General features: G+C 73.7%; 20 protein-coding genes. 15 read left to right on the top strand and 5 right to left on the bottom strand.

Annotated elements, in window-relative coordinates; genetic code table 11:
- The first annotated feature begins 80 nt into the window (after positions 1–80).
- The gene (locus K4S16_RS03480; RefSeq protein ID WP_149257311.1) at positions 81–776 is read left to right on the top strand and encodes an SseB family protein; all 696 of its coding nucleotides are present in this window, start codon (positions 81–83) and stop codon (positions 774–776) included.
- A gap of 83 nt (positions 777–859) precedes the next feature.
- Entirely contained in the window at positions 860–1,612 is a 753-nt protein-coding gene (locus tag K4S16_RS03475) for a phytanoyl-CoA dioxygenase family protein (protein WP_149257310.1), read from the top strand.
- On the opposite strand, the gene K4S16_RS03470 is transcribed toward K4S16_RS03475, so the two are convergent.
- Complete coding sequence (locus K4S16_RS03470) at positions 1,609–2,709, bottom strand: DUF2332 domain-containing protein (RefSeq protein ID WP_149257309.1); 1,101 nt, start codon at positions 2,707–2,709, stop codon at positions 1,609–1,611. The two genes, K4S16_RS03475 and K4S16_RS03470, sit on opposite strands and share 4 nt — an antisense overlap.
- A gap of 76 nt (positions 2,710–2,785) precedes the next feature.
- Between K4S16_RS03470 and aroC the strand changes: the two genes are divergently transcribed.
- Genes aroC through aroQ form a run of 4 tightly spaced genes read left to right on the top strand, consistent with a single transcriptional unit; the run spans position 2,786 to position 6,025 of the window.
- Positions 2,786–3,964, top strand: coding sequence for a chorismate synthase (aroC, locus tag K4S16_RS03465; RefSeq protein ID WP_149257308.1), 1,179 nt, complete (start codon positions 2,786–2,788; stop codon positions 3,962–3,964).
- An 8-nt stretch (positions 3,965–3,972) separates the two neighbouring features.
- Complete coding sequence (locus K4S16_RS03460; protein WP_149257307.1) at positions 3,973–4,512, top strand: shikimate kinase; 540 nt, start codon at positions 3,973–3,975, stop codon at positions 4,510–4,512.
- Positions 4,509–5,585, top strand: coding sequence for a 3-dehydroquinate synthase (aroB, locus tag K4S16_RS03455; RefSeq protein ID WP_149257306.1), 1,077 nt, complete (start codon positions 4,509–4,511; stop codon positions 5,583–5,585). Before K4S16_RS03460 ends, aroB begins: the two co-directional genes overlap by 4 nt.
- Positions 5,582–6,025, top strand: a complete 444-nt coding sequence (aroQ, locus tag K4S16_RS03450) for a type II 3-dehydroquinate dehydratase (RefSeq protein WP_149257305.1) — start codon at positions 5,582–5,584, stop codon at positions 6,023–6,025. The genes aroB and aroQ overlap by 4 nt, the downstream gene beginning before the upstream one ends.
- Positions 6,026–6,040: 15 nt before the next feature.
- Here the strand turns inward: aroQ and K4S16_RS03445 are convergent, their stop codons facing one another.
- Positions 6,041–6,616 (bottom strand): TetR/AcrR family transcriptional regulator, encoded by a 576-nt coding sequence (locus K4S16_RS03445; RefSeq protein ID WP_149257304.1) that lies wholly within the window; start codon positions 6,614–6,616, stop codon positions 6,041–6,043.
- Positions 6,617–6,767: 151 nt separating this feature from the next.
- Here K4S16_RS03445 and K4S16_RS03440 point away from each other — a divergent pair, with 151 nt between their 5' ends.
- Both K4S16_RS03440 and K4S16_RS03435 read left to right on the top strand, forming a co-directional pair.
- Positions 6,768–7,433, top strand: a complete 666-nt coding sequence (locus K4S16_RS03440) for an enoyl-CoA hydratase-related protein (RefSeq protein ID WP_149257303.1) — start codon at positions 6,768–6,770, stop codon at positions 7,431–7,433.
- An 81-nt stretch (positions 7,434–7,514) separates the two neighbouring features.
- Positions 7,515–8,561, top strand: a complete 1,047-nt coding sequence (locus K4S16_RS03435) for an LLM class F420-dependent oxidoreductase (protein ID WP_149257302.1) — start codon at positions 7,515–7,517, stop codon at positions 8,559–8,561.
- A gap of 84 nt (positions 8,562–8,645) precedes the next feature.
- Here the strand turns inward: K4S16_RS03435 and K4S16_RS03430 are convergent, their stop codons facing one another.
- On the bottom strand, positions 8,646–10,148 hold the full coding sequence (locus K4S16_RS03430) for a flavin monoamine oxidase family protein (protein WP_200841665.1): 1,503 nt from the start codon (positions 10,146–10,148) through the stop codon (positions 8,646–8,648).
- Positions 10,149–10,308: 160 nt separating this feature from the next.
- On the opposite strand from K4S16_RS03430, the gene K4S16_RS03425 reads away from it, so the two are divergent.
- The 6 genes from K4S16_RS03425 to K4S16_RS03400 all read left to right on the top strand — a co-directional run bounded on the left by K4S16_RS03425 (position 10,309) and on the right by K4S16_RS03400 (position 15,322).
- Entirely contained in the window at positions 10,309–11,385 is a 1,077-nt protein-coding gene (locus K4S16_RS03425; protein ID WP_149257301.1) for a Xaa-Pro peptidase family protein, read from the top strand.
- A 33-nt stretch (positions 11,386–11,418) separates the two neighbouring features.
- A complete protein-coding gene (efp, locus tag K4S16_RS03420) occupies positions 11,419–11,976 on the top strand; it encodes an elongation factor P (RefSeq protein WP_149257300.1) in 558 nt (185 codons plus the stop codon).
- A gap of 1 nt (position 11,977) precedes the next feature.
- Complete coding sequence (gene nusB, locus K4S16_RS03415; RefSeq protein WP_149257299.1) at positions 11,978–12,394, top strand: transcription antitermination factor NusB; 417 nt, start codon at positions 11,978–11,980, stop codon at positions 12,392–12,394.
- 261 nt (positions 12,395–12,655) lie between these two features.
- On the top strand, positions 12,656–13,441 hold the full coding sequence (locus K4S16_RS03410) for a methyltransferase domain-containing protein (RefSeq protein ID WP_149257298.1): 786 nt from the start codon (positions 12,656–12,658) through the stop codon (positions 13,439–13,441).
- Between the two features lie 75 nt (positions 13,442–13,516).
- Complete coding sequence (locus K4S16_RS03405) at positions 13,517–14,782, top strand: DNA polymerase IV (protein ID WP_149257297.1); 1,266 nt, start codon at positions 13,517–13,519, stop codon at positions 14,780–14,782.
- 147 nt (positions 14,783–14,929) lie between these two features.
- Positions 14,930–15,322, top strand: coding sequence for a DUF3040 domain-containing protein (locus tag K4S16_RS03400; RefSeq protein ID WP_149257999.1), 393 nt, complete (start codon positions 14,930–14,932; stop codon positions 15,320–15,322).
- Positions 15,323–15,468: 146 nt separating this feature from the next.
- Here K4S16_RS03400 and K4S16_RS03395 read toward each other — a convergent pair whose 3' ends face one another.
- Positions 15,469–16,374, bottom strand: a complete 906-nt coding sequence (locus K4S16_RS03395) for an arginase family protein (protein WP_149257296.1) — start codon at positions 16,372–16,374, stop codon at positions 15,469–15,471.
- A 164-nt stretch (positions 16,375–16,538) separates the two neighbouring features.
- On the opposite strand from K4S16_RS03395, the gene K4S16_RS03390 reads away from it, so the two are divergent.
- Positions 16,539–17,105, top strand: a complete 567-nt coding sequence (locus tag K4S16_RS03390) for a CGNR zinc finger domain-containing protein (RefSeq protein WP_149257295.1) — start codon at positions 16,539–16,541, stop codon at positions 17,103–17,105.
- Between the two features lie 18 nt (positions 17,106–17,123).
- Here K4S16_RS03390 and K4S16_RS03385 read toward each other — a convergent pair whose 3' ends face one another.
- Entirely contained in the window at positions 17,124–19,688 is a 2,565-nt protein-coding gene (locus K4S16_RS03385) for a DUF3488 and transglutaminase-like domain-containing protein (protein WP_235036540.1), read from the bottom strand.
- Positions 19,689–19,739 lie beyond the last annotated feature (51 nt).

Raw genomic sequence — 19,739 nt, 5'->3', positions numbered from 1 at the left:
GGCGGCGGGACGCGACGCGGTCGCGGAGAGTATCCTTGGAGTGGCCCCCTGTGGTCGCCGGAGGTTATAGCCTTCCTGCCGTGTCCGGACTGACCATTCCCGAACCACAGTTCCCCGGGGACGACGGAAGCGCCGACCCCCGGTTGTGCGAGGCGCTCGCCGGCTACGCGGCCGGCCGTGTCGGCGCCCACACGGTGCTGCGGCGGCTCCAGGGGGCGCGGCTGCTGGTGCCGATCGTCGCCGTCCTCACAGAGGAGGAGCCGACGGAGCCCGGCGAGCTGCGGCGGGAGAAGTCGAGCGACATGGCGCTGCCCACCCTGATCGGCGACGACGGGCGGCGCGGCGTGCTCGGCTTCACCTGCACCGAGACGATGAAGGCGTGGCGCGCCGACGCCCGCCCGGTCGCGGTGCGGGCCGGCGACGCCTGCCGCGCCACCCTCGACGAAGGCGCGGACGCCCTGGTCGTGGACGTGGCGGGCCCGGTCCCGTTCGCCGTGGACGGGCTGCGCCTGCACCTGCTCGCCGACGGCCGCCCCATCCCGCCGCCCCACGAGGACCCCGACGTCCTGGCCGCGGTCGAGGCCGCGTTCGGCTCCGACCCGTCGGTCACCGGCGTCCGCGTCGTCGAGGGCACCTCCGCGGAGATCGCCGTCCGGTTCGCCGTCGTCCCCGGGCACGACGAGCGGAGCACCGTGCAGCGGGTCTCCGACCGGCTCGCCGAACTGCTGCGCGGCCGGATCGTCGGCGGCGTCGAACTGAACGTCCTGCGCAGATAGCACCCGCCCGCGCCGGAGGGGCCGGGGCTGCGGCGGCGGTAAATCGTTGGCGTCCGGTGCGGGCGCTCTGCGAGCCTGGCGCCATGATCGACGTCGATGCCTTCATCACCGACGGGTACGTCCGGGTGGAGCAGGCGTTCCCCCGCGAGCTGGCCGCCGAGTGCCGCGGCATCCTGTGGCGCGAGACCGGCTGCGACCCCGACGATCCCGCGACGTGGACGCGCCCGGTGGTGCGGCTCGGCGACCATGCCGAGGCGCCGTTCCGGGCCGCCGCGAACACCGACCGCCTGCGCGCCGCTTTCGACGCCGTCGTCGGCAAGGACGCGTGGCTGCCGTGCGGCGGCCTCGGCACGTTCCCGGTGCGGTTCCCCAGCGACCAGCCGCCCGGCGACGACGGCTGGCACATCGACGCCGGCTTCCCCGGCGACGACCCCGCCGACTTCATGTCCTACCGGGTGAACGTCGCGTCGAAGGGCCGCGCGCTGCTGATGCTGTTCCTCTTCTCCGACGTGGGGGAGGACGACGGGCCGACCCGCATCCGGGTGGGGTCCCACCTGGACGTCCCGCCGATCCTGGAGCCCGCGGGGGAGGAGGGGCTCGCGTTCATGGACCTGGCGGGCAAGGCCGTCCCCGCGACCGAGCACCGTCCGCTCGCCCATGCCGCGGGACAGGCCGGCGACGTGTACCTGTGCCACCCGTTCCTCGTGCACGCCGCGCAGGCGCACCATGGCACGCGCCCCCGGTTCATGGCGCAGCCGCCGCTGCTCCCCGCCGGGCCGCTTCCCGCGTCGTCCCCCGTCCGGCTCGCGATCGGGCGGGGGCTCGGGCGCTCCTAGTACCAGGTCGTCGGGAGGCCGTGCGACGGCGCCTCGCCGAGGACCACGCGTTCCCCGCCCGGCCACAGCCGCAGCGTCACGACGTGCAGGACGTCGAGCCGCGAGGCGTCGCGCCCCTCGAACGACAGGTGCGCCACGGGCGCGTCCGGGGTGGCCGCCGCTCCGGCCCGCTCGATGCTCCGGTCGACGCGCGCGCCCTCCTCGTCCGACAGGTACGCGCGCATCGTCGAGTGCCACACGACCGTGACGACACCCTCCCGGGGGGCCAGCCCTTCCAGGAAGTCCGCCGCGCCCGCCTGCACGACCGTCGCGGGGACCGCGGCGGCCACCTCGAACGCCGCCCGCAGCCGCGCCGCCCGCGCCGCCTGGTCGGGCCACACGTACGACAGTAGCCGCCGCCGCGCGGCGGGCGAGGCCGGGTCCAGCGGGTTCGGGTCGCATCCCCGCCGCTCGGTGATGGAGAGGGGCGCGTCGACCGGCGGCAGGCCCCGCCAGGCGTCCGGCAGGACGACCGGCGACTCGGGCCCGTACGCGCCGCTCTCGTGCAGGAGGCGGAAGCGGTCGGCCCGCAGGTTCAGGCCCGCGCTGGCCCCGATCTCCAGCAGCCTGACCGGCAGGGGCTCTCCGGGCAGGGGCTTCACGGGCAGACGCGGGACAGGCGGACGCGCTGGCGCGGGGCGGCAGGCGTCCGCGATCGTGAGGAGCCCGCCGACGAGCGGGGCCGCCCGCCCGACCTCGTTGGTCTGCGGCGGGTCGGCGAGCCCGGCGCGGATCTCGGCGGCGTGCTCGGACAGCACCGCCCGGAACGCCGGCCAGGCCTCCAGCGGGTCCTCCGTCCCGCCCGCGGTCGGGTAGTGCGCGGCCAGTTCCGGCACCCGCCCTTCGAGGACGAGGCGGTGGACCGTCCCCAGCATCCCCAGGATGTAGCCGGTCCCGGTCCGCTCGCCGAGCACCTCCGTCACGGCCGCGCCCGGATCTCCGGCCGCCCGCGTGAGCAGCTCCGAATACATCGGCGACCCCAGATCGGCGGACGCCCGCGCCTGGGCGAGCAGCGCCCGCCTCGTCTCGGCGGCCCCCCGCGAACCGGACTTCCCCATCGTCCACCTCCGCGACGAGCCTCTCAGATGCTGGACGGCGTCACGGGCGGGCGCGCGGAGTCAATAGGATTCACCCATGCTGCGCTGGTTGACCGCGGGGGAGTCCCATGGCCCGGCCCTGACCGCGATCGTGGAGGGGCTGCCGGCCGGTGTGCGCGTGACCTCGGGGGACATCGCCGAGGAGCTGCGCCGCCGGAGGCTCGGCCACGGGCGGGGCGCCCGGATGAAGTTCGAGCAGGACAAGGTCACGATCATCGGCGGCGTCCGGCACGGCGTGACGCTCGGCGGGCCGGTCGCGATCGAGGTCGGCAACACCGAGTGGCCCAAGTGGGAGACGGTCATGTCGGCCGACCCCGTGGACGCCGACGTCCTCGCGGCCCAGGCCAGGAACGCGCCGCTGTCGCAGCCGAGGCCCGGCCACGCCGACCTGGTCGGCATGCAGAAGTACGGGTTCGACGACGCCCGGCCCGTCCTGGAGCGGGCGAGCGCGCGGGAGACGGCGGCGCGGGTCGCGCTCGGCACCGTCGCCAAGGCGTTCCTGAAGCAGGCCCTCGGCGTGGACGTCCTGAGCCACGTGATCGCGCTCGGCGAGGTCGAGGCCCCCGAGGGCGTCCTGCCGGAGCCCGCCGACCTGGCCGGGGTCGACGAGAGCCCGGTGCGGTGCTTCGACGCCGAGGCGTCGGCGCGGATGGTCGCGCACATCGACGAGACCAAGAAGGCCGGCGACACCCTCGGCGGCGTCGTGGAGGTCCTCGCCTACGGCCTCCCGCCCGGCCTCGGCAGCCACGTCCACTGGGACCGGCGCCTCGACTCCCGGCTCGCCGGGATCCTGATGGGCATCCAGGCGATCAAGGGCGTGGAGCTCGGCGACGGGTTCACCACCGCCCGGCGGCCCGGCTCGCGGGCGCACGACGAGATCGACGCCACCACCGAGGGGATCCGCCGGCGCACCAACCGCGCCGGCGGCGTCGAGGGCGGCATGACCACCGGCGAGGTGCTGCGGGTGCGCGCCGCGATGAAGCCGATCTCGACCGTCCCGCGGCGGCTCGACACGATCGACGTCACGACCGGCGAGCCCGCCAAGGCGATCAACCAGCGCAGCGACGTGACGGCGGTCCCGGCCGCCGGGGTGGTCGCCGAGGCGATGGTCGCGCTCGTCCTCGCCGACGCTGCGCTGGAGAAGTTCGGCGGCGACTCCGCCGAGGAGACCGCCCGCAACCTGCGGGGCTACCTGTCCTCCCTGACGATCAAGTGAGCGGTGCCATGCGACCGAAGGCCGTCATCATCGGACCCCCCGGCTCGGGCAAGACCACGATCGGCACGGCGCTCGCCGACCGGCTCGGCGTCCCGCTGCGCGACACCGACGCCGACGTCGAGCGGGCCGCGGGCAAGCCGATCGGCGAGATCTTCATCGACGACGGCGAGGAGCGCTTCCGCGAGATGGAGCGGGCCGCCGTCGCCGCGGCGCTGACCGGGCACGAGGGCGTCGTCGCGCTCGGCGGCGGCGCCGTCCTCGCGGCGGAGACGCAGGAGCTGCTCGCCGGGCACACCGTCGTCTACCTTCGGGTCGGGCTCTCGGAGGCGATCAAGCGGGTCGGCCTGGCGTCGGCGCGGCCGCTGCTCGTGCTGAACCCGCGCAGCCAGATGCGCAAGCTCCTGGAGGAGCGGCTCCCGATCTACGAGCGGCTGGGCACCGTGCACGTCGACACCGACGGCCGCGAACCCGCCGACATCGTCGAAGAGGTCGTGAAGGCCCTGGAGGACGCCGCCCCCGCCGACCGCGACGGCGAGGAGAACGGGTGACGCCGCCGGCCCGGGTGCCCGTGGGGGGCGCCGAGCCCTACGACGTCGTCATCGGGACGGGCGTCCTCGGCGAGCTGCCCGCGATGGTCGGCGACAAGGCCCGGACCGTCGCGGTCGTGCACGCCGAGGGGCTGCCGGAGATCGCCCGCCCCGTGTGCGGGGCGCTCGAGCAGGCCGGGTACACGGTGCACGCGCTGCCCGTCCCCGACGGCGAGGCCGCCAAGGAGGCCGGCGTCCTGGCCGGGCTGTGGTCGGCGTTCGCCGCGCTCGGCATGACCCGGACCGACGTCGTCGTCGGCGTCGGCGGCGGCGCCACCACCGACCTCGCCGGGTTCGCGGCCGCGTCGTGGCTGCGGGGGGTGCGTGCGGTGCTCGTCCCGACGACGCTGCTCGGCATGGTGGACGCGGCGGTCGGCGGCAAGACCGGCATCAACATCCCCGAGGGCAAGAACCTGGTCGGCGCCTTCCACCCGCCCGGCGGCGTCCTGTGCGACCTCGCCACGCTGATGACGATGCCGCGCGAGGACTACATCAGCGGCCTCGCCGAGATCATCAAGGCCGGGTTCATCGCCGACCCGGAGATCCTGGCCCTGGTCGAGGACGACCCGAAGGGCGCCGCCGCACCTGACGGCCCGCACACCCGCGAGCTCGTGGAACGGGCCGTGCGGGTCAAGGCCGGCGTCGTCTCGGCCGACCTGAGGGAGAGCGGCCTCCGCGAGATCCTCAACTACGGCCACACCCTCGCGCACGCCATCGAGAAGAACGAGGACTACCGGTTCCGCCACGGCCACGCCGTCGCGATCGGCATGGTGTACGCCGCGGAGCTGTCCCGCCTCGCCGGGCGGCTGCCCGCCGAGGCCGTCCGGCGGCACCGCGACGTCCTGGAGTCCGTGGGCCTGCCGGTCTCCTACGCCGCCGACTGGCCCGGCCTGCGCGCCACCATGACCATCGACAAGAAGTCGCGGGGCGCCACGCTCCGGTTCGTCGTCCTCGACGGCATCGCCGAGCCCGGACGCCTCGAAGGCCCCGACGAGGCCCTGCTCGCCGCCGCCTACCGGGAGATCGCACGATGACCCGCGTCCTCGTCCTCAACGGCCCGAACCTGCGGCGCCTCGGGGTCCGCGAGCCCGAGAAGTACGGGACGGCGACCTTCGACGACCTGGTCGCCGTCTGCCGCGCGGCCGGGCGCCGCCTCGACCTGAACGTCGAGGTCCGGCAGACCGACGACGAGGCCGAGATGATGCGCTGGCTGCACGAGGCGGCCGACGAGCGCGTCCCCGTCGTGCTGAACCCGGCCGCGTTCACGCACTACTCCTACGCGCTGCGCGACGCGGTCGCCCAGCGCACCGCCCCGCTCGTCGAGGTCCACATCACCAACCCGGCCGCGCGCGAGGAGTTCCGCCACACCTCCGTCGTCGCCGGCGTCGCCACCGGCACCATCGCCGGCTTCGGCACCATGTCCTACGTCCTCGCCCTCCAGGCCGTGGCCGAGCTGATCGCCGAGAACTCCTAGCCTTTCCCGGCGGGCCTAGCCCTCTTCGGCCGCGCTGCGGGCCATGGCCTTGAGCTCGGCGACGACGTCGTCCAGCGGGGCGACGTCGCGGTGGGCGCGGCACAGGATGGTGGCGCCCTCGACGGCGGCGACGATGAGGCGGGCCAGCCGGGACGCGCGGTCGTCGGGGACGCCGGCGTTGCCGAGCCCGGTGGCGAGGGTGTCCTGCCAGCGCGCGAACGCCGCCGCCGCGGCGTCGGCGAGCTGCGGCGCGTCGTCGTGGGACTCGACCGTGACGGCGACGACGGGGCAGCCGGCCCGGAACCCGCTCCTGATCAGGACCTGCCGCCACCAGCTCGTGAAGGCGTCCACGGCCGACGCGGCGTCGCCGCTCTCGGTGGCGGCGAGGATGCCGGCGTTCAGGAACTCGCCGGCGTAGCGGACGGCCTCCTCGGCGAGCTGCGCCTTGCCGCCGGGGAAGTGGTGGTAGATCGACCCGCGCGGGGCGCCGCTGTGCGCGATGACGTCGCGGAACCCGGTGCCGCTGTAGCCGCGCTCGCGGAAGAGGTAGGCGGCGCTGCGCACCATGCGTTCCCTGCTGTCCGTCCCCATGGGACGATTATGACATTCATCATACGGTTCCCGCGTTGACCATGACGACCGTCATGGAGACATTTGGCCATGCCGGACGCCGACTCTGCTACTCGCGAGTAAGGTCGAGTGCGGTCAGGCGGGGAAGCGGGCAGGAAAGAAGGAGACCTTCGTGATCGACCTCCAGCGCGACGGAGACGTGTACGTCCTGCGGTTCGACGCGGGCGAGAACCGCTTCGGCCCGGACTTCCTCGACGCGGTCGAGGGGGCCCTCGACTCGGTGGCGAAGAACGACGGGCCGGGCGCGCTCGTCACCGTCGGGACCGGCAAGTTCTACTCCAACGGCCTGGACCTGGACTGGCTCGGCGCCAACCAGGACAGGTTCGAGGAGTACCTGCGCCGCGTGCACGCCCTGTTCGCGCGCGTCCTGTCGCTGCCGATGCCGACGGTCGCCGCGCTGAACGGGCATGCCTTCGCGGGCGGTGGCATGCTGGCCCTCGCGCATGACTTCGCCGTCATGCGGAGCGACCGCGGCTACTTCTGCCTGCCCGAGGTCGACCTCGGAATGAGCTTCACCCCCGGGATGAACGCGCTGATCACGGCACGGCTGCCGAAGGCCGCCGCGCACGAGGCGATGCTCACCGGCCGCCGGTACACCGCGGAGCAGGCGCGCGAGGCCGGGATCGTGCAGCGCGTCGCGGCGGAGGATGAGGTCCTGCCCGCCGCGGTGGAGTGGGCGGCGTCGCTGGCGAGCAAGAACGGCGCGGTCGTGGCGACGATCCGCACCGCGATGTACCGGCAGGCGCTGGACGCGCTGAACGGCCCGGCGCTGCCGTGACCCCTCCCCGCGGGCGGGCGGCGGGAGTAGGTTACGTTCGACTGGAATCGGATTCGGTTTAGGGAAGGGGCGCGGGAGACCATGCGCATCGGGATGGCGCTCAGCTACTCGGGCGGTTTCAAGGAGACCGTCGAGGAGCTCGCCGACTACGAGAAGGCCGGCCTCGACATCGTCTACGTCGCGGAGGCGTACAGCTTCGACGCGGTGAGCCAGATGGGCTACATCGCCGCCAAGACGGAGCGCGTGGAGATCGCCTCCGGCATCCTCAACATCTACTCGCGCACCCCGACCGCCATCGCGCAGACGGCCGCGGGGCTGGACTACGTCTCCGACGGGCGGTTCACGCTCGGCATCGGCGCGTCCGGCCCGCAGGTCATCGAGGGCTTCCACGGGGTCCCCTACACCGCGCCCCTCGGCCGCACCCGCGAGATCATCGAGATCTGCCGCAAGGTGTGGCGCCGCGAGCGGGTGCAGCACGACGGCAAGTACTACCACCTGCCGCTGCCGGAGGGGCAGGGCACCGGCCTCGGCAAGGCGCTCAAGCTCATCAACCACCCGGTGCGCGCCGACATCCCGATCATGGTCGCCGCGATCGGCCCGAAGAACGTCGAGCTGACCGCCGAGATCGCCAACGGCTGGGAGCCGATCTTCTACATGCCGGAGAAGGCCGCGGACGTGTGGGGCCCCTCCCTCGCGGCCGGCAAGGCCAAGCGCGACCCGGCGCTCGGCGAGCTGGACGTGGTCGGGCAGTCGCCGCTCGCCATCGGCGACGACGTGAAGGGCTTCCTGGAGTTCGGCCGCCCGATGGCCGCGCTCTACATCGGCGGCATGGGCGCCAAGGGCAAGAACTTCTACAACGACCTCGCCCGCCGGTACGGCTTCGAGAAGGAGGCCGAGGAGATCCAGGACCTGTACCTGGACGGCAAGAAGGACGAGGCCGCCGCGAAGGTCCCGCAGGAGCTGCTGGAGAAGATGTCCCTCATCGGCTCCGAGGGGCACGTCCGGGAGCGGCTCGCGGCGATGAAGGAGTCCGGCGTCACCACGCTCAACGTGGCCCCGATCGCGGGCGACCACAAGAGCCGCCTCGCCCTGATCGAGAAGGTCAAGGAGATGGCCGCCGACCTGTGACCGCGGACGTGTGAGGTCCCGCGGACGTGTGAGGGGTGGGCGACTCGTCGCCCACCCCTCACGGCCGTCTTACGGGCCCGCGCCCTACAGGGCCGCGTCGACCTCCTTGGCGACGCGCTCGCCGGAGCGGACGGCGCCGTCCATGTAGCCCGTCCAGTAGCCGGACGTCTCGGTGCCCGCCCAGTGGATCGGGCCGCACGGCTCCCGCAGCGCCGGACCGAACGCGGTGAGCGCGCCGGGCGGGGCGACGCCGACCGGGCCGCCGCCGCTCCAGGTCTCGTTGTCCCAGCGCTGGAAGGCGGTCAGCGTCGGGTTCGCGGCCTTGTCGCCGAACAGCTTGGTGAACGAGTCGAGGCCCGCCGCCCTGACCTCGGCACTCGGCGCGGCGTCCAGCTTGCGCATGTTGGCCTGGTTCATGAAGCCCATCAGGATGCCGCGCGACCCGTCCGGCGGGCTGTTGTCGAACGTCGCGTCGATGGCGCCGCTGTCGGCCACGGCCTGCCCGGTCAGCCCGTCCGCGCGCCAGAACGGCGTGTCGTAGACGGCGACGAACTTGGCGACCGAGCCCATCGGGTACCGCTGCATGAGCTGCGCCCGGCTCGCGGGCAGCCCCGGCGAGAAGTCGATCTTCCCGGCGATCGCGGGGGACATCGCGACCACGACCCGCTTGGCCGACACCGTGACCCCGTCGGCGGTCACCGTGACGCCGCCCGAACCGGTGGCGATCGACCGCACCGGCGCGTTGTAGCGGATGATGTCGCCGAGCCTCGCCGCCAGCCGGATCGGCACCTCCTGGGAACCGCCCACGAACCGCGACTCCTGCGCGCCGCCCTTCGTGTTGATCAGCCGGTCGATCGTCCCCGGGTTGGCCTCGTTGCCCGCCGAGGCCGCGTAGTTCAGCAGGTAGAGGAGGGAGACCTCCTGCGAGCGCATCGACAGGGTCGACGAGGCGAAGGCGTCCATCAGGAACCGCGCGCCGCCGCTCAGCGAGTTGGACCGCGACCAGGTGTGGAAGGTCTGCGCGTCCCACTCCTCGGCCTTGGCCGCCTTCCACGGCTCGCCCACCGGCACCTGCTGGACCATGCCCCCGAGCTTCAGAAGCGCGAGCTCCAGGTCGACCACGCCCCAGTCCGGCGGGACCGCGCCGAGCAGGCCGTCGGTCGCGTAGAGCGACCGCTTGCCGTCCCGGTAGTAGACGTTCTTGCCCTCGTTGTAGGTGGCGTAGGTGTCGACGCCCATGTCCTTGGCGAGCGCGGCGATGCGGTCCTGCGTCGGGCCGATGAACTCGGCGCCGCCCTCGTTGGTGGTGCCGTCGCCGAGGGGCATCCCGTAGACGCGGCCGCCGGGCCGCTCGCGCGCCTCCAGCACGATCACGGACCGGCCCGCCGCGACGAGGTCGCGGGCGGCGGTGAGGCCGGACAGCCCCGCGCCGACGATCACCACGTCCGCGGTGAGGGACGCGTCGAGGGGGGCGGCGAGCGGAGCCGTGCGGGCGCCGGCGGGCGGGGCCGCGGCCGCGGTGACGACGGCTCCGGCGGCGGTGAGCGCGCCTGTGCCCAGCAGTCTTCTTCTGCTGACTCGGGTCAAGGGGAATCACTCCTGGGGGGAAGTCCATTCGGGGGGAGGACGGACGGGACGGAGCACACGCCGGGTCACGCTAGGCCAGCCCTCGAGTAAAAGTCGAGGGTTATTCATGTTCGTGACCGCGTTGAGACGGCCTCCCAGGCGATCATCTAGAGTCCTGGCCATGGGGGAGACTCACCGCGCGCGCCGCCGCCGGCTCGCCGCGCTCGTCGCCGAACGGGACGCCGCCGCCCTGCTGGTGACCCGGCTCGTCAACGTCCGCTACCTGACCGGCCTGGACAGCTCGCGGGCCGCGCTGCTCGTCCCGGCCGACGGCCCCGCCGTGCTCGCGACCGACGGCCGCTACGCCGGGATGGCCGCGCAGGTCTGCCCGGAACTGCCCGTCGTCGTCGACCGGCAGGTGGCGGAGGCGCTGGTGAAGCGGGCGGCCGAGGACGGCCTCGGCCGGGTCGGCTTCGAGGCCCACGACGTGACCGTCGAGCACCACACGGCGCTCCTGGACGCCGCCGAGGTCGAACTGGCGCCGCTCGGCCGCCTCGTCGAGGAACTCCGCATGGTCAAGGACGAGGAGGAGATCGGCCTGCTCCGCGAGGCGTGCGCCGTCACCGACCGCGCGTTCGAGGCCGTCCTGCCCGAGATCCGCGCCGGGGTCACCGAGCGCGCCGTCGCGATCGCCCTCGAAAGGGCCATGGTCGACGAGGGTGCCGAGGGCCCCGCGTTCGAGTCGATCATCGCGTCCGGACCCAACGGCGCCGTCCCGCACCACCATCCCGGCGGCCGCGAGCTCCAGCGCGGCGACCTCGTCACCATGGACTTCGGCGCCCTCTACGGCGGCTACCACGCCGACATGACCCGCACCGTCGCGATCGGCGAGCCCGCCGCCTGGCAGCGCGACCTCTACGACCTCGTCCACCGCGCGCAGGCGGCCGCGCTGGCCGCCGCGCTGCCCGGCGCCGAGACGAAGGACGTGGACGCCGCCGCCCGCGACGTGATCGCGGACGCGGGGCACGGGGAGGCGTTCTCGCACGGCCTCGGGCACGGCGTGGGCCTGGAGATCCACGAAGCGCCGCTCATGGGGTACGACAAGACCGGTAAGCTGATGGATCGGGTTCCGATCACCGCTGAGCCGGGGGTCTACCTCACGGACCGGGGCGGGGTCCGCATCGAGGACACGCTGGTCGTCCGCGCGGGCGGGCCGGAGCTCCTCACCACAACGACCAAGGATCTGCTCGTCCTGTAGGACGCGCGGGCCCGCGACCGGGAGAACAACGCAGTGGCGACGACGAACGACCTGAAGAACGGCATGACGCTGAACATCGACGGCCAGTTGTGGACCGTCCTCGAGTTCCAGCACGTCAAGCCCGGCAAGGGCGGCGCGTTCGTCCGCACCAAGCTCAAGAACGTGCTGTCCGGCAAGGTGGTCGACAAGACCTTCAACGCCGGCACCAAGGTCGAGGTGGCCAGCGTCGACAAGCGCGAGATGCAGTACCTCTACCGCGAGGGCGAGGACTTCGTCTTCATGGACACCGAGACCTACGACCAGCCGCACATCCCCGCGGCCGTCGTCGGCGACGCCTCGAACTACCTGCTCCCCGAGCAGAACGCCGTGATCGCCTTCAACAACGAGAACCCGCTGTACGTCGAGCTGCCCGCCGCCGTCGTGCTGGAGATCACCGAGACCGAGCCCGGCCTGCAGGGCGACCGCTCCACCGGCGGCAGCAAGCCCGCCACTCTGGAGACCGGCGCGCAGATCCAGGTCCCGCTGTTCATCACCACCGGCGAGAAGGTCAAGGTCGACACCCGCTCCGGCGAGTACCTCGGCCGCGCCTGAGATGGCCGCGCGCACCAAGGCCAGGAAACTCGCGCTGGACATCCTGTTCGCCGCGGAGCTGCGGGAGGAGGAGCCGACGGCGGTGCTCGCCGCCCGCGGCCGTCCGAACCAGGACGAGCTCGCCGAGTACCCGCACGCCGTCCGGCTGATCGAAGGCGTCCAGGAGAACCGGGAGCGCATCGACGAGCTGCTCGCCACCTACGCGACCGGCTGGACGCTCGAACGGATGCCCGTCGTCGACCGCAACATCCTGCGGATGGGCACGTTCGAGCTGCTGTGGGTCGACGACGTCCCCGACGGCGTCGCGGTGAGCGAGGCGGTCGGCCTCGCCACCGAGCTGTCCACCGACGAGTCCCCCCGCTTCGTCAACGGCCTCCTGTCCCGCCTGCAGCAACTGAAGCCGTCGCTCAGTCTCTAATGCGTCTTTCTCCTCCTTCGGGCCTGGCGGCCCTCCATCGTCGAAAAACGCGGCGATCGCTGGCATCGCTCCGTCTCGCCTTGCGGCTCGCTGCGCGATCAGGTTCTCGCTTCGCTCGCGTCTCCGCCCCCGGCCCTGCCTTCGGACGCGATCGCAACCGTCGGGGTCGTCGCATAGTTGCGGCGGTGGCTGAGGTAGGCGCGGTGCTTATCGCAGTGCCGCCAGCCCCGAGCGACAGTGCGCTGCAATAAGCTCTCCTTGATGACGAACGTTAGGGGAGCGGCTGTGCCGGGCCGGGTTCAGAAACGGGTGCGGGGCGGGAGCCGGGTGCGCAACGCGGTCCTGTGGGACGCCCTGCGCGTGGTCCTCGACCGCATCACTCCCGAGGCCGGCCTGAGCGACGTCGTGGACGTCGGCGGCGGGACCGGCGGGTTCGCCGTGCCGCTCGCCGAGCTGGGGCACCGGGTCACGGTGGTCGACTCCAACCCGGACGCGCTGGCCGCGCTGGAGCGCCGGGCCGCCGAGTCCGGGGTGCGGGTCCGCGCCGTGCAGGGCGACGCCGTCGACCTGCCCGACCTGCTCGGCCCGGACGCCGCCGACCTCGTGCTGTGCCACAGCGTCCTGGAGTACGTCGACGATCCGGCCGCGGCGATGGCGGCGCTGACCGGCGCCGTCCGGCCGGGCGGCTCGGTCAGCGTGCTGGCGTCCGGGCAGATCGCGGCGGCGCTGCACCGCGCCGTGTCCGGGCACTTCGACGACGCCCGGCAGGTGCTCACCGACCCGTCCGGGCGGTGGGGCGAGGGTGACCGCATGCCGCGCCGTTTCACCCGCGAGACGCTGTCGGCGCTGGTGAGCGGCGCGGGGCTGCGGGTCGCCGAGCTGCAGGGCGTCCGCATCTTCGCCGACCTGGTGCCGAGCGGCCTGCTGGACGGCGACGCCGACTCGGCGGAGGCGCTGATCGCGCTGGAGTCCGTCGCCGCGGTCCACCCGGTCCTGCGGGACCTCGCCACCCAGCTGCACCTGGTGGCCGACAAGCCGGCCGGCTGAGACCGTGCGCGCGGCGGACCGGACGGCACGGCGGCGCGGCCCGCGCCCGGCCTGGCGGCCGGGCGAGGAGTCCCCGTGAGCCGCAAGCAGCAGCTGCACCGGCCGGGGCCGCAGCCCGGCCCGCCCGCCGACGACACCGGCTGCTCCATCCTGCACGTCGACATGGACGCCTTCTTCGTCAGCGTCGAGCTGCTCGACCGGCCCGAGCTGCGCGGGCGCCCGGTCGTCGTGGGCGGCGCCGGGCCGCGCGGCGTGGTGTCCGCGGCCTCCTACGAGGCCCGGCGGTTCGGCGTGCACTCGGCGATGCCGATGACGCGGGCGCGGCGGCTGTGCCCGCAGGCGGTGGTGCTGCCGGTGAGCCACGGCAAGTACTCCCGCGTGTCGGCCGCGGTCTTCGAGATCTTCCGTTCCGTCACGCCGCTGGTCGAGGGCCTGTCGCTGGACGAGGCCTTCCTGGACGTGGCGGGCGCCCGGCGGCGGCTGGGCCGTCCCGCGGCGATCGCGCAGCTCATCCGCGACCAGGTCCGCGACCAGCAGGGCATCACCTGCTCGGTCGGCGTCGCGAACACCAAGTTCGTCGCGAAGCTCGCCTCGACGCGGTGCAAGCCCGACGGGCTGCTCGTGGTGCCCGCCGACGGCGTCGTCGACTTCCTGCACCCGCTGCCCGTCGCGTCCCTCTGGGGCGTCGGCGAGCGCACCGAGCAGGCGCTCACCCGCCTCGGGCTGCGCACCGTCGGGCAGCTCGCCCAGGTGCCCCCCACCACGTTGCAGCGCGAGCTCGGCAACGCGCTCGGCAGGCACCTGCACGAGCTGGCGTGGGGACGCGACCCGCGCGAGGTCGTCCCGCACACGCCCGACAAGAGCATCGGCGCCGAGGAGACCTTCGACACCGACGTCGACGACCCCGAGGTCATCCGGCGGGAGCTGCTGCGGCTGGCGGAGAAGGTCGGCGCGCGGCTGCGCGAGAGCGGGAACGCCGGTCGTACGATCAGCGTCAAACTACGGATGGCCGACTTCAAGACGATCACTCGGGCGCGCACGCTGGCCGAGCCCACCGATCTCGCACGTGTGATCTATGTCACAGCCCGCGAGCTGTACGAGGCGGCGGGCCTGGAACGGGTACGACTCCGTCTGGTCGGGGTGCGGGTGGAGAACCTGGGCCCCGCCGGCGAGGCCCCCCGTCAGCTCGCCCTCGACGAGCCCGACAGCGGCTGGCGTGAGGCCGAGCGAGCCATGGACCAGGTCGCGCACCGGTTCGGCCGCGGCGCGGTGCGCCCCGCCGCGCTCGTCCGGCGTGCGGCGGAGGGTGACGCACGGGACGGCAGGGACGGAAGACAATGAAAGAAGGCTGTGGGGTGACCGGCTCCGGGTCCTCGGGGGGCCGTTCGCTTTCGTACGCTCGAGAGTCCTCGTATTCTGGGCATATCACCGTTGACGTTCGCGTCCCGCATCGGATACTCCGTCGCGGAGCTGTCGCTGGGAGGTGCCGTGCCGCTCTCTGAGCACGAGCAGCGCATGCTCGAACAGATCGAATCGGCGTTGTACGCCGAGGATCCCAAGTTCGCTCACGCGGTTCGCTCGACCAACCCCCAGGTCCATTACAAGCGCCGGATCGTCAAGGCCGCGCTCGGCTTCGTGGTGGGCGTGGGCGCGCTGATGGCCGGTCTCGTGATCAACGAGGGCACCGTCACCATCGCGATCAGCGTGACGGGGTTCCTGCTGATGGTCGTGTGCTGCGTCTGGGCGCTGACGAGCTGGAAGCGGATGACCGGCATCGGCAACGAGCCCGCCCGGGGCGGCGGCCGCCAGCCGCGCCCCGCCAAGGCGGGCTTCATGGAGCGCATGGAGGAACGCTGGCGCCGCCGCACCGAAGGCGACTGAGCGGCGTCTGGGGGCGTCCCCCAGAGTGACTTAGGCACTAGCTTCTCAGCGACTCGTCCCGGCCGTGCGTGGGTGCTCCCACGGGGCCGGGACGAACGTGTGTCCGGCCCCGCGGGTGAAAGCCGCCCTGCTCGTGCCCCGGGAGATCAGGCCTTGCGAGCGCCGAGGCGGCCGAGGCCGTCGGCGATCGTGTCGGCCACGAGCCGTGCGTACCCGCCGCCGGCGTCGAGGTCGGGGTCGAAGATGCAGACGTCGGCGCCGATCGCGTCGGCGGCCAGCTCGCTGAGCAGCGCGGTCAGTTGCCGGGGGTCGACTCCGCCGGGGGCGGGGCTGTCGACGGCGGGCATGTGGGCCGGGTCGAGGACGTCGATGTCGACGTGCAGCCAGAAGCCGTCGAGGCCGTCGGCGGCGACGGCCTCCCGGATCTGGGCGAGCGCGCCCGGCGGGTCGCTGATCCACTGGCTTGCGGGCACCACGCCGGCCAGGACCTCCCGTACTTCGGTGAGCGCGTCGTCGTCATCGCGGCAGCCGACGTGGACGACGTCCGCCGGGGCGAAGTAGGGGGACAGGCCCTCGATGTCGGACACCGCCGCCCAGTGCAGGCCGATCGCGGCGGCGAGGTCCTCACCGGCCACACTCGCGCACTGGTCAGAGTTGCCGGGGTGGCGGAAGTCGGTGTGCCCGTCGATGTGGACGAGGCCGTAGCGGCCCCTGCGGGCGAGCGCGACTCCGGCGCCGACGAGGAGGCTGCAGTCGCCGCCGAGGACCAGTGGAGCGCGTCCCCGGTCGACGATCGCGCCGATCCGCCCGGCCAGCCGCATCGCGTGGTCGATGAGAGCGTCCTGGTTGCGTACTCGGCCCGAGCCGGGGACCAGGTCGTCGACGTACCTCCCCGCGATGACGACACCGGCGTCCTCGGCGCCGTCGCGCAGGAGCCGGGTGTGCAGCCCGGCTTCGCGCAGCGCCTCCGGCGCCTTGGCGCACCCCGGGACGCCGGACTTCTGGGGTGGACGCAGTCCGAGGTTCGTCGGAGCCGCGAGGATTGAGATCATCAGTGGGCCTCCACGGTGAGGTGCCTGGTCAACCATTCGATCGCCGGCGGGTAGCGGTACTCGGTTCCCGGTGGACTAACCGGTGAAGAACTTAGGTGGTTAGCAGTTTGTGCGTCAACCAGTGATCGGGTTTGCTGGTTATAGCGAGAGCATCGGGAGCGGGCATGCGAGAACTTCCTCCGGAGGTGCGACCCGTCGTCGACTTCCTCAACACCGTCGACGTCGAGGACGGCACCGACGTGTTCGGCGACGGTCCGGAGGCTCTGGCGGACTGGCTCGTCGAGCAGGGGCTGTGCCGCTCAAGGCCGTCCGTCACGGCGGCGGACGTCCAGGCGGCGATCGACCTCAGGCGCGGGCTGCGCAGCCTGGCGCTCGCGAACAACGGCGAACCCGTCGACGCCGAGGACGTGAAGGCCGCCCAGGAGGTCCTGGCCGCCCTCACCCTCACCTTGCGCCTTCCGGCCGATGCGGACGCGGCGAAGAACCGGCCGTACCTCGCCGCGAGCGGCGGGCCCTTCTCCGAGGCCCTGGGCCGGATCGCCGCCGCCTACTTCGCCGCTTCGGTCCGGGGCGACTGGCCGCGGGTGCGGCGCTGCCCGGCACACGACTGCGCCTGGGTCTTCTGGGACTCCTCCAGGAACGCGTCCCGGCGGTGGTGCTCGATGCGGGTGTGCGGCAACCGCGCGAAGGCGCGCGCGTTCACCGAGCGGCGAGCGGCCCGCCCCGCCTGACCCCCGCTCCTCGCGCGTCTACCTGCGGCGGAGGCGGGCGGGCAGGTCGTTCAGGCGGGTCGTCAGGTCGTTCAGGCGGGCGGTGGCGTCGAGGGCGCGGTCTCCCGCGGTGCGGAGCGCGGCGCGGGTCTGCGCCACCGTGGACGGCGGCAGCAGGCGGGCCCGCCACCGGGCCCGGCGACCCACGGACGCGGCGAACGCCTCCCGGACGGTCCGGACGTCGGCGCGCAGCCGCTCGGGCGGCTCGTAGGAGCGGGTCCGCGAGTAGCGCGCCAGCTCCTCGGCGCGGGCGATCCGGGTCAGGGCCTGCGTGCTCGGCGCGTCCATCTCCAGCAGCTCGCCGAGCCGCCGTGCGGCCGCCCGGGGGGATTCGCTGGCCCGCCATTCCAGCCCGTGGTCGAGAGCGTCCGCGCACATCTCCTGCCATGCGGCGTGCGCCACCCCGGCCGGATCGGGCGTCCGCGTTCCCGGCTCCGCAGCGGCGACCTGACCGCGTGCCCGCGTTCGCCGCGCGGGTTCCGCCTTCCCCACCGGATCCGACGCCCCGGCCTTTCGCGCGGGCGCCGGCGGCGGGGCGGACGAGGTGGTCAGCGCCGCCCACCGGCGCCACCGGACGAGCCTGCGCAGCACCATCGGCACGGTCATCAGCAGCACGACCAGCAGGGCGCCGGCGACCCACGGCGCCGCGGAGAACCCGTCGTCGCCCTCCTCCTGCGCGCCGGTCGCGCCGGCCGGGCCCTCGTCGTTGCGGTGCCGCGGGCCGGTGGACGCGGCGGTCGAGCCCTCCTCCGGGGACGAGGAATCCGGCGCCCGCGTGGTCTGCTCCTCCGGACTGCCGCCGGTGCTGCTCGCGGGCTGGCTGTAGACGGGGGCGAGGGCGGTGCCCTGCCCGCCCGCGCCGCTCGGCGTGGGCTCGAAGCGCACCCATCCCGAGCCCTCGAAGTACAGCTCGGGCCAGGCGTGCGCGTCGCGCGACCGCACCACCCACTCGCCGGGCTTGACCTCGCTGCCCGGCGTGTACCCCATCGCCACCCGGGACGGGATGCCGAGGATCCGCGCCATCAGCGCCATCGAGGCGGCGAACTGCTCGCAGTAGCCGCGCTTGCTGTGCAGCAGGAAGTCGACGAGGTCGCTGCCGTGCTGCGGCGCGGGGGCGGACAGGTCGTAGGTGAACCCGCCGCTCATGGTGAACCAGCGCTGCAGCCGCACCGCCTGGCCGAGCGCGGTCGCCGACCCGGCGGTGACGTCCGCGGCGAGCTTCCTGACCTGCGGCGGGACGTTCTTGGGCACCGCCGTGTAGTGCGCGACGATGTCGGGCGGGTAGGGCCCCGCGGCGGCGAGCTGCCCGGAGGTGGGCTCGGGGAGCATGCTCTTGACGGTGTAGGAGCGCCCGCTCGCCGAGTCGCGCAGTGAGTAGATCATCAGCGACTGGCCGTGCACCCGCCAGTCGCCCTTGATCGACACCTTGGTCGGGGCGTACGGCACCGGCAGGAACGTCATGTTCCTGACCTCGGGCCGCACCCGCACCTCGGTCGTCACCTCGCGCGAGGGCGCGACGGTCAGCCCCGGCGGCGGGGGGAGGGTGCGGTCGCCGCTCACCCGGTCCTTGGAACTGCTCTTCAGCGGGCTGTAGGTCCACCGGTCGCCGTCGAACCGGTCGAGGGCGTAGAGGCGCAGGTAGCCGGGGCTCTCGGGGGCGTCGCTGCGGTAGGTGAGGACGGTCGAGTCGTCCAGCCGGGTCAGTTCCCGCTTCAGGCTGACCAGCGGGTCGGGCGTCGTCACGGTCTGCGTGCCCGGACCGGAGCCGCCGCCCATGCCGAACACGCCGCGCGGGTGCAGGCCGGGCACCGCGGCCGGCAGCAGCACGGCGACGGCGACCGTGCCGGCCGCGATCCGGCGGCCGCTCGCCGCGAGCGCCGAGGCGTCGGGCCGGTGGTCGGGGTCACCGGGCGGCGGCTGCGCGCCCGCCAGCGGCACGTCCCGCGGGCTGCGGCGCGTCGCCACGATCCGCCCCCAGCCGCCGACCTGCTCTCGGGCGTCGGCCATGAGCAGGGCGAGGAAGCCGAACGCGCCGATGCCGAAGGCCGGCCAGCCGACGCCGTCCTCGCGGATCGCCGCGGGCACGCTGTACATGGCGAGCAGCGGCAGCCCGGCGGGCGCGGCGCGGCGCAGCCGCACGGCCAGCAGGTCCACCAGGACGGCGACCAGGCCGATGCCCGCGGCGGCCAGCATCGCGATGCCGGGGACGAGCGGGACGGGCGCCGCGTACCGGTTGGCCGCCCGCCAGCCCTCGTCCGCCAGTTCGCCGAGGTGCCGCACCGACTCCGGCGACGGGACGACCCCGAGCCACGCCTCGCCGCCGGCGAAGGCCATGTTGAGGTACAGCACCAGCGCCGCCAGGCCGAACAGCAGCCCGACCGGCGCGGGCGTGCGCAGGCGCCGCGACAGCAGCCCGCCGCCGGACACGGCCAGCACCGCGCCGACACCCGCCCAGAACCAGCCCGCCTTCTCGAACAGCGGGTACAGCCCGATCGAGCCGGCGAGCGTCGCCAGCCCGGCCATCACCGTCATCCGGACCCTCATGCGCCGCCCTCGTCCATGCGCTTCCCCTGCTCATGCACCTGCCGCCGCCCG

The sequence above is a fragment of the Actinomadura sp. K4S16 genome, assembly GCF_008327685.1.
In the GTDB taxonomy this organism is placed as follows: domain Bacteria; phylum Actinomycetota; class Actinomycetes; order Streptosporangiales; family Streptosporangiaceae; genus Spirillospora.
Note: the sequence above shows the minus strand (reverse complement) of the source record. Positions and strands in the feature narration are given on the sequence as shown.